The organism is Psychroserpens sp. (genome assembly GCF_036960315.1).
Taxonomy (GTDB): domain Bacteria; phylum Bacteroidota; class Bacteroidia; order Flavobacteriales; family Flavobacteriaceae; genus Psychroserpens.
The window spans coordinates 50,151-65,987 of sequence record NZ_JBALVR010000011.1 but is presented as its reverse complement, the minus strand read 5'-3'; the positions used below and the strand labels follow the sequence as shown (position 1 = coordinate 65,987).

15 protein-coding genes are annotated in these 15,837 nt (G+C 34.2%); 3 read left to right on the top strand and 12 right to left on the bottom strand.

The window, feature by feature from the left end; genetic code table 11:
- Positions 1-10: 10 nt before the first annotated feature.
- The 6 genes from gap to V7719_RS15925 are packed head-to-tail and all read right to left on the bottom strand — an operon-like array spanning position 11 to position 5,007.
- Positions 11-1,006: a type I glyceraldehyde-3-phosphate dehydrogenase gene (gene gap / locus V7719_RS15950; protein ID WP_335730940.1), complete on the bottom strand. Its 996-nt coding sequence runs from the start codon at positions 1,004-1,006 to the stop codon at positions 11-13.
- Positions 1,006-1,884: a lipoyl synthase gene (gene lipA / locus V7719_RS15945; protein ID WP_335730939.1), complete on the bottom strand. Its 879-nt coding sequence runs from the start codon at positions 1,882-1,884 to the stop codon at positions 1,006-1,008. The genes gap and lipA overlap by 1 nt, the downstream gene beginning before the upstream one ends.
- A gap of 50 nt (positions 1,885-1,934) precedes the next feature.
- The gene (locus tag V7719_RS15940; RefSeq protein ID WP_335730938.1) at positions 1,935-3,146 is read right to left on the bottom strand and encodes an Nramp family divalent metal transporter; all 1,212 of its coding nucleotides are present in this window, start codon (positions 3,144-3,146) and stop codon (positions 1,935-1,937) included.
- Entirely contained in the window at positions 3,146-3,694 is a 549-nt protein-coding gene (locus V7719_RS15935) for an RNA polymerase sigma factor (protein ID WP_335730937.1), read from the bottom strand. The genes V7719_RS15940 and V7719_RS15935 overlap by 1 nt, the downstream gene beginning before the upstream one ends.
- A complete protein-coding gene (locus tag V7719_RS15930) occupies positions 3,685-4,797 on the bottom strand; it encodes a glycosyltransferase (RefSeq protein ID WP_335730936.1) in 1,113 nt (370 codons plus the stop codon). Before V7719_RS15930 ends, V7719_RS15935 begins: the two co-directional genes overlap by 10 nt.
- Before the next feature lie 6 nt (positions 4,798-4,803).
- Positions 4,804-5,007, bottom strand: a complete 204-nt coding sequence (locus V7719_RS15925; protein WP_335730935.1) for a membrane or secreted protein — start codon at positions 5,005-5,007, stop codon at positions 4,804-4,806.
- Between the two features lie 179 nt (positions 5,008-5,186).
- Between V7719_RS15925 and aqpZ the strand changes: the two genes are divergently transcribed.
- Positions 5,187-5,885: an aquaporin Z gene (gene aqpZ, locus V7719_RS15920; RefSeq protein ID WP_335730934.1), complete on the top strand. Its 699-nt coding sequence runs from the start codon at positions 5,187-5,189 to the stop codon at positions 5,883-5,885.
- Between the two features lie 80 nt (positions 5,886-5,965).
- Here the strand turns inward: aqpZ and V7719_RS15915 are convergent, their stop codons facing one another.
- The 4 genes from V7719_RS15915 to V7719_RS15900 all read right to left on the bottom strand — a co-directional run bounded on the left by V7719_RS15915 (position 5,966) and on the right by V7719_RS15900 (position 9,748).
- Positions 5,966-6,763 carry an anti-sigma factor gene (locus V7719_RS15915; protein ID WP_335730933.1) on the bottom strand — a complete coding sequence of 266 codons (798 nt, stop codon included), beginning with the start codon at positions 6,761-6,763 and terminating at the stop codon, positions 5,966-5,968.
- A 2-nt stretch (positions 6,764-6,765) separates the two neighbouring features.
- Positions 6,766-7,305 carry an RNA polymerase sigma factor gene (locus tag V7719_RS15910; protein WP_335730932.1) on the bottom strand — a complete coding sequence of 180 codons (540 nt, stop codon included), beginning with the start codon at positions 7,303-7,305 and terminating at the stop codon, positions 6,766-6,768.
- Between the two features lie 239 nt (positions 7,306-7,544).
- Positions 7,545-8,558, bottom strand: a complete 1,014-nt coding sequence (gene murB, locus V7719_RS15905; protein ID WP_335730931.1) for a UDP-N-acetylmuramate dehydrogenase — start codon at positions 8,556-8,558, stop codon at positions 7,545-7,547.
- Complete coding sequence (locus V7719_RS15900) at positions 8,558-9,748, bottom strand: pyridoxal phosphate-dependent aminotransferase (RefSeq protein ID WP_335730930.1); 1,191 nt, start codon at positions 9,746-9,748, stop codon at positions 8,558-8,560. Before V7719_RS15900 ends, murB begins: the two co-directional genes overlap by 1 nt.
- Before the next feature lie 110 nt (positions 9,749-9,858).
- Between V7719_RS15900 and V7719_RS15895 the strand changes: the two genes are divergently transcribed.
- The gene (locus tag V7719_RS15895; protein ID WP_335730929.1) at positions 9,859-11,214 is read left to right on the top strand and encodes an aspartyl protease family protein; all 1,356 of its coding nucleotides are present in this window, start codon (positions 9,859-9,861) and stop codon (positions 11,212-11,214) included.
- A 34-nt stretch (positions 11,215-11,248) separates the two neighbouring features.
- On the opposite strand, the gene V7719_RS15890 is transcribed toward V7719_RS15895, so the two are convergent.
- Positions 11,249-11,674: a DUF1573 domain-containing protein gene (locus tag V7719_RS15890; RefSeq protein WP_335731023.1), complete on the bottom strand. Its 426-nt coding sequence runs from the start codon at positions 11,672-11,674 to the stop codon at positions 11,249-11,251.
- 186 nt (positions 11,675-11,860) lie between these two features.
- Here V7719_RS15890 and V7719_RS15885 point away from each other — a divergent pair, with 186 nt between their 5' ends.
- The gene (locus V7719_RS15885; RefSeq protein ID WP_335730928.1) at positions 11,861-14,494 is read left to right on the top strand and encodes a valine--tRNA ligase; all 2,634 of its coding nucleotides are present in this window, start codon (positions 11,861-11,863) and stop codon (positions 14,492-14,494) included.
- Positions 14,495-14,552: 58 nt separating this feature from the next.
- Here the strand turns inward: V7719_RS15885 and rodA are convergent, their stop codons facing one another.
- A complete protein-coding gene (gene rodA, locus V7719_RS15880; RefSeq protein WP_335730927.1) occupies positions 14,553-15,836 on the bottom strand; it encodes a rod shape-determining protein RodA in 1,284 nt (427 codons plus the stop codon).
- Between the last annotated feature and the right edge of the window lies 1 nt (position 15,837).

Genomic DNA, 15,837 nt, shown 5'->3' with positions numbered 1-15,837 from the left:
ATAAAAGACACTATTTCATCGATAAATTGCAAATTAAATCTAAAATTCTACTTGAATAACCAGTTTCATTATCGTACCAACCAACGATTTTTACCATATTTCCAATAACAGATGTCATTTGTGAATCGAAGATACAAGAATGTGTATTTCCAACAATATCGATGGATACAATTGGATCTTCTGTGTATTCGAGGATGTGTTTTAAATGTGTATTCGCCGCAGTTTTAAACGCATTATTAATCTCATCAATGGTTACCGTTTTTTCAACATTGAACGTAATATCAGTAAGTGATCCATTAGCGACAGGAACTCTAATTCCACAGCCACCAATAACATTTGATAACTCCGGAAATATTTTAGTCAATGCCTTAGCTGCCCCTGTTGTTGTTGGCACTATAGATTGTCCGGCAGCTCTTGCTCTTCTCAAATCTCTATGTGGCTGGTCGTGCAAGCTCTGGTCTGTAGTATACGAATGAATCGTGGTTATATAGGCTTGTTTTACACCACATAATTCGTTAATAATAGCAATCATTGGCGCTGCATTATTCGTGGTACATGATGCATTAGAAAGGATGAGTTCATTGCCTTCAATTTCTTTGTCATTAACTCCTAAAACAACTGTTTTTATATCATCTTCAATTGGTGGAACAGATAAAATGACACGTTTCGCTCCGTTGTAGATGTGTTGTTTTAAATCTTCGGAAAGTTTAAACTTTCCGGTAGATTCTATTACAAAATCTACATCGAATGGTGTCCAATCGATATCTTTTGGATGATTATGATTGAGGAGTTTGATTGGTCTTCCATTTAAAACAATACAATCTTGGGTTGAAGAAATGAGATGTTTTGAAACCCCATGAATGCTATCATACTTTAATAAATGCCCAAGTGTTCTAGCATCTGCAAGATCGTTTATGGCAACAACTTGAATATCATCTCTGTCTTGAATTAATCGAAATACACGACGACCAATACGACCAAATCCGTTAATTGCTACGCGAATCATTAGTTGATGTGTTTTTGGGCTTTGTATGAAGATCTCACAAGAGCACTACTTTCTACATGACGGAAACCAAGTTCAAGACCAATGGACTTATACTCGTCAAACTGTTCTGGATTGATGAACTGTTTTACGGGTAAGTGTTTTTTACTAGGTTGTAAATATTGACCAATAGTGACAACGTCAACATCATTTTCTCTAAGATCGTGTAGTGTAGTGATAACTTCTTCTCGTGTTTCACCTAAGCCAAGCATAATACCCGATTTAGTTCTACGTTGTCCTTGTTGTTTTAAGTATTTAAGCACATGCATGCTTCGGTCATATTTTGCTTGAATACGAACCTCGCGGCTTAAACGTCTTACGGTTTCAATGTTGTGTGATACCACTTCTGGAGCCACATCAATTATTCTATCTATGTGTTTTTCAATACCTTGAAAATCAGGAATTAGAGTTTCAAGTGTTGTTTCAGGATTCATGCGTCTTACTGCTTTTACAGTTTCGCTCCACATAATACTTCCCATATCTTTAAGATCATCTCTATCGACACTTGTTAAAACAGCATGTTTAATTTGCATGATTTTGATAGAACGTGCCACTTTTTCAGGCTCGTCCCAATCTACAGTTTCCGGTCGTCCAGTTTTTACGCCACAAAATCCACAAGAGCGTGTGCATACATTTCCTAAAATCATAAACGTAGCAGTACCTTCTCCCCAACATTCACCCATATTTGGACAACTACCTGATGTACAAATTGTATTGAGTTTATACTTATCGACAAGACCTCTTAACTCGGTGTATTTTTTTCCTGTTGGAAGTTTAACACGAAGCCATTTTGGTTTAGGCTGGCGCGCAACAACTGGTTTTGATTCGATTTTTGTATCCATCTACATTAATTAGAGACTGCAAAGATACGAAGTATATTGTTAATTAGTGGTTATAATATGGTAAGGTACCAGATGCTAAAGCCTATTAAAAAAAGTATGCCTAACCAGCTTAGTATATGAAGTTTCATACTAGGTCGCCATTCTTTTGGTGTGTGTTGACTACTAATTAATCTATAGTTGATTATGGCATAAAAAGGAGCCGTTAAGAATGATAATATGGTAGCGATTTTTATGAGTAATCCCATTTCAGACTTAAGGAAAAAGAAAATGAGGATGGTTCCAAAGATTAAAATTAATATCCAAAGCAAGTAGCCTCGTTTTAGAATATTCCCAAATAGAAGTTGAGTTGTTTTTGCCATTGCTCTTGGTGAGGCGTCTAGCGTCGTTAGTGTGGTGCTAAACATGGTTGTGAATGCAGCGACACCAATAATGATATACGACCAATTACCGAGGCTTTTAGTATACATCGAAATAAGTTGGTTAGAAAATTTACCAGCTTTTCCGCTAAATTTCTCACCACTATTAAACATCACCAAAGCACCTAGAGCTATGAACCCAAGGCCTAAAACAATCGTTGCAAAATACCCAACGTTAAAATCGAAAAGGGACGACTTTACGGTGTACTCTTGTTCCGTTTTTTGTTTCTCTATTGCCCAAAGGGAATGCCAAACCGAAATATCTAAAGGTGCAGGCATCCAACCCATAAAAGCAATTAAAAAACCAAACTCCATTGCATTTGGGAATATTTGTGTTAGCGAGGTTGGTTCAGATGTATTCTGAAAGGCAAAAATCACAGCGACTATAGTGCTTATAGTGAGGGTGATGATGATAATTTTCATCAGCTTATCCAAAAAATTGTATTTGCCAAGAATTAGAATTAAAAAGCAAATGCTTAGGATGACTACAGTCCAAATTTCAGTAGAAATAAAATTGCCGAAAATTGAAGATGCTAAACCAGCGGTAACTATTGTTACAGCAGTTTGAATCGTAAACATCGTTGCGAAAGACAATATGAAATAAGCTATTAAAACACCTTTACCTAATTTTTTGTAACCGTCCAAAAGTGTTTCACCAGTTGCCATGGCATAACGAGGCCCAAACTGAAAAAACGGATATTTAAAAATATTAACCAACAATAAAGCCCAAATCAGTCCAAAGCCAAAATCGGCTCCAGCTCTTGTAGATTGCACTAAATGTGATACACCAATTGCTGCACCTGCAAACAATAAACCTGGACCTATATTTTTAAGACTTATAGCCATTATTGCTTTTCAATAATCTCTGCTAATAATTTTTTTGCTCTTAATAACTTCACTTTTACATTATTAATCGGTTCATCTAAACTCTGAGAAATTTCCTTGTAACTTAACTCTTGAAAATATCTTAAGTTGATTACTTCTTGGTAGTGAGGTTTCAGTTTTTTGATATCACGAAGTAGTTTCGCCAAGTTTTGTTCAGTAATAAGTTTGTCTTCAGGTGAAGGAGATTCATCAATAATCGCAAAATACGCATCATCTTCATTACCATTTGATGTATTAGAAATCGTTGATTTTTGCTTTCTAATTAAATCAATATGGATGTTTTTTGAAATGGTAATTAACCACGTGTTAAACTCATACTTCTCGTTATATGTATGAATTTTATCAAATGCCTTAGAGAAGGTTTGAATGGTAATGTCTTCAGCGTCATTTTCGTTTTGGGTACGTTTTAACTGAAACCCGTAGACGCTATTCCAAAATCTATCCAACAGAAAATTAAAAGCGATTTGATCATTTTTTTTAGCATTTTCTATCGCGTCTTTTACTTCCAATGGTGTGGTTTTGATGAGAGATTTTTTATAAATATAAAGAATTGAAAGATAATTAAGAAAATTTCTAAAAACGGAATAAAAAGTATTAAACCTGTTTCATTAAGTTTTTTTGATGACAAATAGAGAGTTGTATACTGTGCAATAAATCTTAAGGCAATTAGTCCAATAACAATTTTCCATTGAAATAGAACGATTAAGAGTAGGCTACCCAGAATCCAAAAAAATACTTGAGAGATATAAAATAAAGCAAGTAGGATTTTATGTTTTGGTTTATAATGCACAGCTGTACTAATATGTCTACGCTTTTGAAATATCCAAGACTTAAATGTTGTTTTGGGTTTAGATTCGGTAAAACTCTCTTCGGAAATGCAAAGTGCCACATTAGTTTTGTTTCCCATTTGATTAACAAAAAGGTCATCATCACCAGAGGTTTTATCCATATGATTTATAAAACCATTAGCTTCAAAAAATAATTCCTTTTTGTAAGCCAAATTTCTACCAACTCCCATATATGGCATCCCTATTTTTGCATAAGAAAAATATTGGACAGCAGTCATAAAGGTTTCAAACCTAATGAGAAGATTAAGGAAAGACCCTTTAATTTTCTCATAAGCACCATAACCGATGATTATAGATTTTTCATTACTGAAATGAGCACTCATTTGCGAAATCCATTCTTTAGAAAGTGGTTTGCAATCGGCATCAGTAAACAGTAAGAAATTATGAGTTGCAGCTTTTATACCCAGAGTAAGTGGGTATTTTTTGTTTCCCCAATACTTTTCTACAGGTTTTACATCTACGATTTTGATATTCTCGCATTGTTTTTTAAAGGTTTCCATAACCTCTAATGTGTCATCAGAAGAATTATCATTTATTAAGACTAATTCAAAGGTTTTGTAGTCTTGTTCAACGAAAAACGGTAGGTGCTCTTTTAGGTTTTCGGCTTCATTTTTTGCACAGATAATAACTGAAACACCAATATTCTTTTTTGTTGTTTCTTGAAGTTTTGAAGTTGAAAATCTTCCGAAGATAAAAGTGTAAAAAATAAGTTGAATTCCTACTATTGCAAGAAAAGAGTAGAATAGAATTTCAAAAATCAGCATCAACGATTAAGAGTGTTGAGGTTCGTCACAGTTCTCAAATTGATCAGGCGATTTCCCACAGAATCCGCAAGCTTCACCTTCTGTATTTATCATCGGATTTTGGCTTGCACAAGTGCCAGCAAACTTGCCGTCTTTTTTTGCCCATATTTTTATGGCTATACCAGCGACACCTAAGCCTAAAAGTACTAATGTAATAAGAACCAGTTTCATCTGCTTATCGTTATAATTTTTATTGAAATTTATTTTGTGTAAAGATACAGGTTTTCGCTGTTTTTATCCCAAAATTGTTTGTCAGATTACCAGTGATCTTTTAAAAAAGGTGACTTTAAAATTTGTTTAAGTGTCTAAAAGTTAATAAATTAAATTTTTACTAACTAACAATTATTATTATGAAAAAATTATTTGCTGAATTTTTTGGAACTTTTTGGCTGGTTTTTGGAGGTTGTGGTAGCGCATTATTTGCTGCTGGATTTCCTGAATTGGGTATTGGCTTTGCAGGTGTCGCATTGGCATTTGGTTTGACAGTTTTAACCATGGCTTATGCTGTTGGGCATATCTCTGGAGGGCATTTTAACCCTGCTGTTTCTTTTGGTCTTTGGGCTGGAGGGAAGTTTCCTGCTAAAGATTTAATTGGTTATGTCATTGCTCAACTTATTGGAGCTTTTGTTGCTGCGGGTGTTTTATATTTGATTGCCACTGGAAAAGAAGGTTTTATTATTGATAATACGCAAGCTGGTGCATTTGCTGCTAACGGATATGGAGACTTATCTCCTGGAGGGTACTCAATGACAGCTGCATTGATTGCCGAGTTTGTATTAACAATGTTCTTTTTGCTAATTATTTTAGGGAGTACTAATGTGAGAGCTCCTAAAGGTTTTGCACCAATAGCAATTGGTCTTGGGTTAACTTTAATTCATTTAATTAGTATTCCTATTACTAATACATCTGTCAACCCGGCACGTTCAACAAGTCAAGCATTAATTGCTGGTGGAGAATTTGTTCCTCAGCTTTGGTTATTTTGGGCAGCTCCTATAGCAGGGGCAATTGTGGCTGGTTTAATTCATAAAGCATTTTTTGATAAAGAATAGTTCTTAATCAGTACTTAAAATGTATAAAAAGCCACTTTTGATGATTCAAAAGTGGCTTAAATTTTTAAGTATAATTGCTGTTAGTTGTTCCTGCTTTTTAAGGTAATCTCTGCAACAGCATTATCTGATGTTTCATTTTTATTACCATTAGGTTCAATAGTAATTGCTAAACCAAGCGCATCTTCAATATACTGAATAGATTGTAATTCGCTTTGAGCAGGATCTAAAATACCAAGGTTTACCATTCGGTCTTGCATTTCGGCCCATATTTGATAGGTGTAATTTTCTGGTAATTGCGGTAAAGACACTACATCAATCATAGATGTTTTTTCAACAGCATTTATATATGCTACTGTTTTTAAATCTTTAGCACGATCGTTTCCTCTAAAAACGTATTTTTCAGTTTCTGGATTATTGAGTTTCATAAACTGACGCATTAAATTGTCTAGCATCTTATTGTTATTCTCAATATCACTTCTTAGATCGAAAATTTCGTCCACAACAACTTGATTTTCTTTAAGTAACTCCTTGTTTTGTTGTGTCTTCATGTAGTATCCCCCTGAAAAAACGAGAGCGGCAACACTTGCTGCTATACTGTACCAAGGTGTTCTGCGTTTTTGTGTTTCCAGTTTGATCACCGGATTACTGTCTGCTTCAATTTCATTTAAGACATTGTCTAAAACAAAATTTGGAGCCTCTATAGAATTGGCTTTAGCAATTACCTCAAGATTGTCTTGCAATCTAAGATATTCGCTTTCCACTTCTGGGTAGGTCTCAATATAATGTTCTACTTTCAGACTTTCTGAAGTAGATGTTTCACCTAGTATGTACTTGTCAAGTAAACCAGATTGAAAAAAAGTATGTAGTTTTTTTTCCATAATTAACTTGTTTCTGGATCATAGACCTTTTTAAGCTCACGTAATCCAATTTTTAATCTAGACTTAATCGTACCTAACGGAATATCTAATTCTTCGCTTGCCTCCTGTTGGGTCATGCCTTCAAAAAACAGGGCTTTTAAGACTATTTGGTACTTTTCGTCTAACCTAGCAACATGTTCCTTTAAATCAATAACATCTTGGTTTAAACTTACTGTTGGTAAGATATATACGTTAGATTTATCAATTTGGACTTCTTTTTCAAATCTATTGTTAAAACTTCTTAATTTATCTATGGCTGTATTTTTTGCAATTCTATACAACCATGTAAACAATTTTGCTTTTTCTGAATCGTATTTTTTTGCATTTTTCCAAACCTTCACAAAAGTTTCTTGCAAGGCGTCTTGAGCTAATTCTTCATTAATAGTCACTTTTAAAATTACGCCATAGAGACTGTCTGCGTAATTTTCGTAAAGAAGATTTAGCGCTTTTTTGTTACCTTTTGCAAGTAAGTCTACTATTTGTTGTTCTACAGAAGTGCCCAAAACCAAGGATTTGAAAAAAATTAAAAAATCAATTTTAAAACGACCAAAAATAAATTTCGACCGTATATAATATTAAGAAGGTAAAATTAGTAAAATAATAACAAAACGGAATTTAATCCATTATCATAACAATTTCTGTGGAATAGAATTTTTTTCTTCCCAAAAGAAAAATTGATTAATAGCTTTTTCAAAAACTACTCTATAGTGATTAACAGCCTCAATTATTTGAGGCTTTTTTTTTATACGATATTGACTTCAGTTTCAATAGTAATATCAAAAATACGCAATACTGTATCTTGAATAAGTTTGGAAAGTGCTAAAATATCACTTCCCTTTGCGCCTCCATAATTTACTAAAACTAAGGCTTGTTTTTTATGCACACCATAATTACCAAAGGTTTTTCCTTTAAACCCTGCCTGTTCAATAAGCCAACCAGCTGGGACTTTGATTTCGGTTTCTGAAACAACATAGTTTGGTGCCTCTGGAAAATTCTCCTGTAATTTTAAAAAGTCATGTTTTGGAATCACAGGGTTTTTAAAAAAACTACCGGAATTTCCAATCTCTTTTGGGTTTGGAAGCTTGCTTTCGCGTATTGAAATGACTGCCTTAGAAATGCCTTGAATTGTTGGTTGCTTAACATTCATGTGCTCCAATTCTGAAGTAATAGCCCCGTAATTCGTGTAAAGTATATGATTTTTGGTTGTGAGCTTAAAAACTACGCTTACAATAATATATTTTCCTTTACCCTGTTGTTTGAAAATAGAATTTCGATAATCAAATTCACATTCCGAGTTGGTAAATGTTTCAACTTCTAAAGTTTCAAGGTTTAAAGCATTACATGAGTGAAACGTGTCTTTTAGTTCAACGCCATATGCACCAATATTTTGTATTGGACTTGTGCCAACATTTCCAGGAATAAGAGATAAGTTTTCTACGCCTCCAAAATCTTTTTCGAGTGTCCATAATACAAATTCATGCCAGTTTTCACCTGCTTGACTTTCGACTAAAACTTCAGAATCTGTTTTACGTAATACCTCTTTTCCTTTTAAATTTAAATGAATAACTAGCGCATCAATATCTTTGGTGAGCAGCATGTTGCTTCCACCTCCTAAAATGAATTTCTGTGGAAAGTCTTCCGAAGAAAAAATAGCTTTCAAATCTTCTATTGAAGTTACCGAAACAAAATGATTCGCTTTGACATCAATTCCGAAGGTATTGTAAGGTTTTAAAGATATGTTCTGTTGAATTTGCACTAGTCTTTATATATTTTAAGCGCTTCTTTTAAGATATTTACAGCCTTTACGAGACTTTCTTTATTTAAAACGTAAGCAATTCGAATTTGGTTTAAACCTACACCTGGGGTACTATAGAAACCTGCTGCAGGAGCGACCATAATAGTTTCACCATCAACATCGAAAGATTCTAGTAGCCATTGTGCAAAAGTATCAGAATTTTTCACAGGAAGCTGCGCGATGCAATAAAAGGCTCCTTTTGGATTAGCGACTTGTATTCCTTCAATTTTATTGAGTTCTTGAATTAATACATTTCGACGCCCTACATATTCTTCAATAACATCATCAAAGTAGCTTTGCGGTGTGTCTAAAGCAGCTTCACTAGCAATTTGAGCTAAAGTTGGTGGACTCAATCGAGCTTGTGCAAATTTAAGCGCAGTTTTGATAACGGCTTTATTTTTTGAAACCAAACACCCAATACGTGCGCCACACATACTATAACGTTTAGAAACAGAATCGATAACAATGGCGTAATCTTCTAAGCCTTCTTCTTGAAGAATCGAGTAGTGTTTTGCACCATCGTAAGCAAACTCGCGATAGACTTCATCAGCAATTAAAAACAAATCATGTTTTTTTACAATAGCTGCTAATTTCTTAATCTCTTCTCTGGAATATAAATATCCTGTTGGATTTCCAGGGTTACAAATAAGAATAGCTTTTGTTTTTGGCGTAATTAATTTTTCAAATTCTTCTATTGGAGGTAAAGCAAAATTATCTTCAATCTTAGAAATTACCGGAACGACCTTAACGCCAGAGGCTGTCGAGAAACCATTATAGTTAGCATAGAAAGGTTCTGGTATAATAACTTCATCATCAACATCCATAATAGTTCCAAATGCAAATAACAAGGCCTCACTGCCTCCAGTGGTAACTATTATATCGTCATGCTTAACATGAATATCATTTTTGGCGTAATAGCCGGCAATTTTTTGTCTATAGCCTTCAGACCCTTCAGAACGCGTATAAGCTAAAATTTCTAAAGAGTGAATTTTTACAGCATCCATTGCCACTTTAGGTGTTTTGATATCTGGCTGACCTATATTTAAATGAAAAACCGTTTTCCCTTGTTTGTATGCTTTTTCAGCAAAAGGAGCTAGTTTCCGAATTGGTGATTCTGGCATTGAAATACCTTTCTTTGAAATTTTTGGCATGATTATTAATTTAGAATGGTAAAGTTCTGAAAATTATCTTAAATTTTATTTAAAAAATAGAGGTAAAAACATAAGATGTGACAAAGATTTGTAACTTGTTTATAATACTTATGAAATTATTCAAAAAAATAGCCGCTTCTACTCTTTTGTGCTTATTGAGTTTTACCTTTTCCTTTGGGCAAGGGCAATTTAACTTACCAAGGAAAAAAACTGATAAAATTAGATTCCAACTTATTAATAACCAGATCATAATCCCTGTTGAGATTAATGGTGTAGAATTATCATTTTTATTGGATACAGGTGTGAGCAAACCTATTTTATTCAATATCACAAATACAGACTCTCTTCAAATCAATAATGTTGAGACTATTTTTTTGAGAGGACTTGGTGGCGGTGAATCTGTTAAGGCACTAAGATCGAAGAATAATTTTTTTAAAATTGGGAATGCAGTTAATATCAATCAATATATTTATGTGGTCTTCGATCAAAATATAAATTTCACGCCTAAGTTAGGCGTGCCAGTGCATGGTATAATTGGGTATGATGTCTTTAAGAATTTTATTGTAGAGATTAATTATAGGTCAAAATATTTGAAACTGCATAGACCAGAGACTTATAAATATAAAGATTGTAAAAACTGTGAGACTTTCAATTTATCATTCTTTAATAATAAACCTTATATAGAAATGCAAGTGACACTAGATGAAAACCGTGTGCCGGTTAAACTTCTGGTCGATACTGGAAGTAGTGATGCTTTATGGTTATTTGAAGATGATAGTTTAGGTCTTTCTACAAAACACTATAATTATTTTAATGATTTCTTAGGTCGAGGGTTAAGCGGAAATGTGCATGGCAAAAGATCTGTAATCAAATCGATAAACCTCAAAAGCTTCGAGTTAAATGACGTTAATGTTGCGTTTCCAGATTCGACATCGATTAGTTATGCTCGAAAAATTAAAGACCGAAATGGGAGTATAGGTGCGGAAATATTAAGGCGATTTAATCTTATTATTGACTACCGAAGTTCTAAAATGACACTAAAAAAGAACGGAAATTTTAAAGCTAGTTTTCATTACAATAGAAGCGGCATAGTTTTAGAACAAACTGGAGTGAGAGTCGTTAAGGAAGTCCTTAAAAATACGATTTTGGATTCCTATGGTCAGGCTAGTAAAGATAAAATTTCTATAAACTATGTTCAATCTTATGAGTTTAATATAAAACCAGCTTACACTATAGTTTTAATTAGGGAAAATTCCGTAGCAGAAATAGCGGGACTAAAAGTAGATGATGTTATCCTAAATATTAATGGGAAAGAAACGCACACGCTTAAGCTTCAAGATGTTATAAGTTATTTTAGAAATAGTCCAGGAAAGTCTATTCGACTTAAAGTTGAACGGGGTAAAGAAATTATGAACTTTGAGTTTAAACTTGAAGACGTCTTTAAACAAAAAGAACTCCCTAAATAGAGAGTTCTTTATAAATTGTAAGTAATGTCGTTTTTTACTGCTCCATTACGCTTTTGTCTTTCTTTTCTAAAACACTTGTCTTACTTGGGTCTACAACCAACCCTTTAATCTTTAAAGCTACACTAGGTGTGTCAGCATTCGAACTAACCGTAATTGTCTTTCTAATAGGATTTACTCTATTAGTATCATACTTTACTCTTATTTCACCTGTTTCACCTGGCATGATTGGCGCTTTTGGCCAATCTGGCACAGTACAACCGCAAGTTGACTTTGCTTTAGATATAATTAGTGGGGCATTACCAGTGTTTGTAAATTCAAATACTCTAACGCCATCAGCACCTTTTTCAATGGTTCCGTAATCTATTACATCTGTTTTAAATTCAATCTTCGCTATTTTCTCTTGAGCATAAACTCCTACACTTAAGAATGCTATACATAATATTACTGCTAAATTTTTCATCATTTTAATTTTAAATTGATACTATCAAAACTACTTACTTTTTGTGATTCTGCAAAATAAATTAGCTGTATGACCTATTAATTAACATTATTTACGATTTAAGTGGTCATTATTCCTTTTAATCATTTCGCTAAAAAAGAAATATAAGTACTTTTGTCAGTCATAAAGCAAAAACAATACCAAAGCATGGAAATTCCATCAAAATATTCAGCCCAATCAGTAGAAAGCAAATGGTACGACTACTGGATGAAACACAATTATTTTCATTCTACTCCAGATGAGAGAGAACCTTATACCATTGTGATTCCGCCACCAAACGTTACTGGAGTTCTACACATGGGACATATGTTGAATAACACTATTCAAGATGTCCTCATTCGTCGTGCACGTTTACAAGGTAAAAATGCCTGTTGGGTGCCTGGAACTGACCATGCATCTATTGCTACCGAGGCTAAAGTAGTTGCGAAGCTAAAAGCACAAGGAATTGATAAAAATGATTTAACTCGTGAAGAATTTTTAGAGCATGCTTGGGAATGGACTGAAGAATATGGAGGTGTTATCCTTGAGCAATTAAAAAAACTGGGTTGTTCATGTGATTGGGATCGTACCAAATTCACAATGGATGACGATATGAGTGAAGCTGTAATTAAAGTTTTTGTTGATTTATACAACAAAGGTTTGATTTACAGAGGTTACAGAATGGTGAATTGGGATCCAGAGGCTAAAACAACATTATCTGATGAAGAGGTAATTCATGTTGAAAGACAAGGCTTACTTTATTATTTAGAGTATCAAGTTGACGGTAGCGATGAGAAGTTAACCATTGCAACGACACGTCCAGAAACTATTTTTGGTGATACTGCCATTTGTATCAATCCTAATGATGAGCGTTTTGCACATTTAAAAGGAAAGAAAGCTATTGTGCCTATTTGCGGAAGAGTTATTCCTATCATTGAGGATGAGTATGTAGATATTGAGTTTGGGACAGGTTGCTTAAAAGTGACACCGGCTCATGATGAAAATGATAAAGTTTTAGGGGATAAGCACAATCTTGACGTTGTAGATATTTTTAATGATGACGCTTCGTTAAATAGCTTCGGAATGCATTACGAAGGTCAAGATCGTTTTGTTGTAAGAAAAGCTGTTACTAAAGAACTCGAAGCCGCTGGTGTTTTAGTGAAAACTGAAAATTATATCAATAAAGTTGGAACGTCAGAACGTACCAAAGCTGTTATCGAACCTCGATTAAGTGATCAATGGTTCTTAAAAATGGAAGATTTGGCGAAACCGGCTATTGATGCAGTTTTAAAAACTGGCGATGTGAAACTGTTTCCGAAGAAATTTGAAAACACCTATAGACATTGGATGGAGAATATTCGTGATTGGAATATCTCAAGACAACTACTTTGGGGACAACAAATTCCTGCATACTTCTATGGTGATGGAAAAGATGATTTTGTTGTTGCAGAAAACAGTGATGATGCTTTAAGGTTTGCTAAAGATAAAACAGGTAATTCAAGTTTAACTGCTGAAGACTTAACTCAAGATACAGATGCATTGGATACATGGTTCTCATCATGGTTATGGCCAATGAGTGTGTTTGATGGTATTCGTAATCCCGAAAATGAAGAGATTAAGTACTACTATCCAACCAACGATCTAGTTACTGGACCAGATATTTTATTTTTCTGGGTGGCGCGAATGATTGTTGCAGGTTATGAATATAAAGACCAAAGACCATTTGAAAATGTCTATCTCACAGGATTAGTAAGAGATAAGCAACGACGAAAAATGTCTAAGTCTTTAGGGAATTCACCAGATGCTTTAAAACTAATTGAAGAGTTTGGAGCAGATGGCGTTAGAGTAGGCTTGTTATTAAGCTCTGCAGCTGGAAACGATTTAATGTTCGATGAAGATTTATGTCAGCAAGGAAAGCAATTTGCTAATAAAATATGGAACGCCTTTAGATTAGTGCAAGGCTGGGAAGTTGATGATGCAATCAGTCAGCCAAATTCAAGTAAAATTGCTATTGAATGGTTTGAATCTAAGTTTCAAAAAACGATTGCTGAGATTGAAGATCATTTCAGTAAATACAGACTAAGTGATGCGCTTATGGCGACTTACAAGTTAATTTGGGATGATTTTGCGTCCTGGTTATTAGAGATTATAAAACCAGAATATCAGCAACCTATTGATGCAAAAACATTGGAAAGCGTAAACGCTATCTTTGAAGATATTCTAAAGATATTACATCCCTTTATGCCATTCTTAACTGAAGAAATCTGGCATTATATTAAAGAGCGTTCTCCAGAAGAGGCTTTAATTATTTCTAAATGGCCAGAGGCTAAACCAATTAATGAGACTTTGATTTCTGAATTTGAGTTTGCTTCTGAAGTGATTACTGGAATAAGAAATGTTAGAAAACAGAAGAACATCGCTTTTAAAGAAACAATTAAATTTTCTGTTGTAAATAATGAAAATGTTGCAGTTACATTTGATGAGGTGATTTCAAAATTAGGAAATCTAGAGAGTTTCGATTATGTGAACGAATCAGTTGAAGGCGCAATAACCTATCGTGTAAAATCTAACGAATACTTTATTCCTATGGAAGGAAGTATTGACGTAGAAGCCGAAATAAAGAAGCTTACAGAAGAGTTGAGTTACACTGTAGGGTTCTTGAAATCTGTACAAAAGAAGCTTTCAAACGAACGTTTCGTAGCAGGAGCACCTGAGCAAGTCGTTGCTTCAGAAAAGAAAAAAGAAGCAGATGCTTTAGCGAAGATTGAAACTTTAAAATCAAGTTTAGCTAGTTTGAAGTAACTATTGTTTTGAAATAGAATATAGAAGAAAAGACCATTTTTAAAATGGTCTTTTCTTCTTACCACTCATTAATCTTATTGCTATCTAGTTTTACGAAAATAAAGAGTAAAATTGTAAAGCCCCAAAGACCAGAACCGCCATAACTAAAAAAGGGTAGAGGGATTCCTACCGTTGGAATTAATCCCATCACCATTCCTGTGTTAATGGTAAAGTGAATAAATAAAATGGAGGCGACGCCATAGCCATATACACGACTAAATTGTGATTTTTGGGATTCGGCTAGAAAGAGCACTCTAATGATTAATCCCATAAACAAAATCACAACCAAAGTACTTCCTAAAAACCCCCATTCTTCACCTACTGTACTAAATATATAATCTGTGTGCTGCTCAGGGACAAACTTTCCAGTAGTTCGCGTGCCTTGTAAAAACCCTTTCCCTGTCCATCCACCAGAACTGATAGCTTGTTCCGATTGAATAAGGTTATAGGCCTCTTCTTTTTTCATTTGCTCTAGCTTAGCTGGGTCTTTTTCAAGTCGTAACCAAAGGCTTATCCTATTCTGCTGATGTGCTTTTAAAACATGTTCATAAAATAATTTTACACCTGACGAAAATGAGATACAGATCAACAGAATGACTATGGACTGAACAATAGAAAGCGATTTCTTTTTCCTTCGGAAAAAATAAATACCAAAAATAACAACGGCTGCAATGATAGCTGTAACTAATACACCAAATTTTAATCCCAAAACTGCTAGAATGATAGTTGATAATGCAATTCCCAGGTAAATCTGTTGTAAGCCTTCTCTGTAAAAAACAAAAAAGAAAGAGGCGTAGACAAGTGTGCTTCCAGCATCATTTTGAAGTAGAATTAAAAATGCTGGAACTATGATAATAGCGACCGCTCTTAATTGGTCTTTGAGTGTATTCATGTTGGTTTGAAGATCACTCATATATTTAGCAATAGCCAAAGCCGTTGCAAACTTTGCAAACTCACTAGGTTGTATAGTCATACTTCCAATGCCATACCAGGAACGAGCACCATTGACATCTTTTCCAAAGATAAATAATCCAACAAGCGCTAACATGGCTACGATGTAAATGATACTGGCAAACCGTTCATAAAATTTGGCTTCAACAGAAAGTATAAGTACAATTAAAACGAAGGTTAGGCCTAGAAAAACTAAGTGTTTACCGTAGAGTTGACTCATGTCAAAGTAGCTTTCAATCTCACCAACATGAGAAGCTGACATGATATTTAACCAACCAAAACCTACTAGTATTAAAAACAAGACTATTATAATCCAATCAAATTTATAAGCTCTATGAGTTTCTCTATTCATT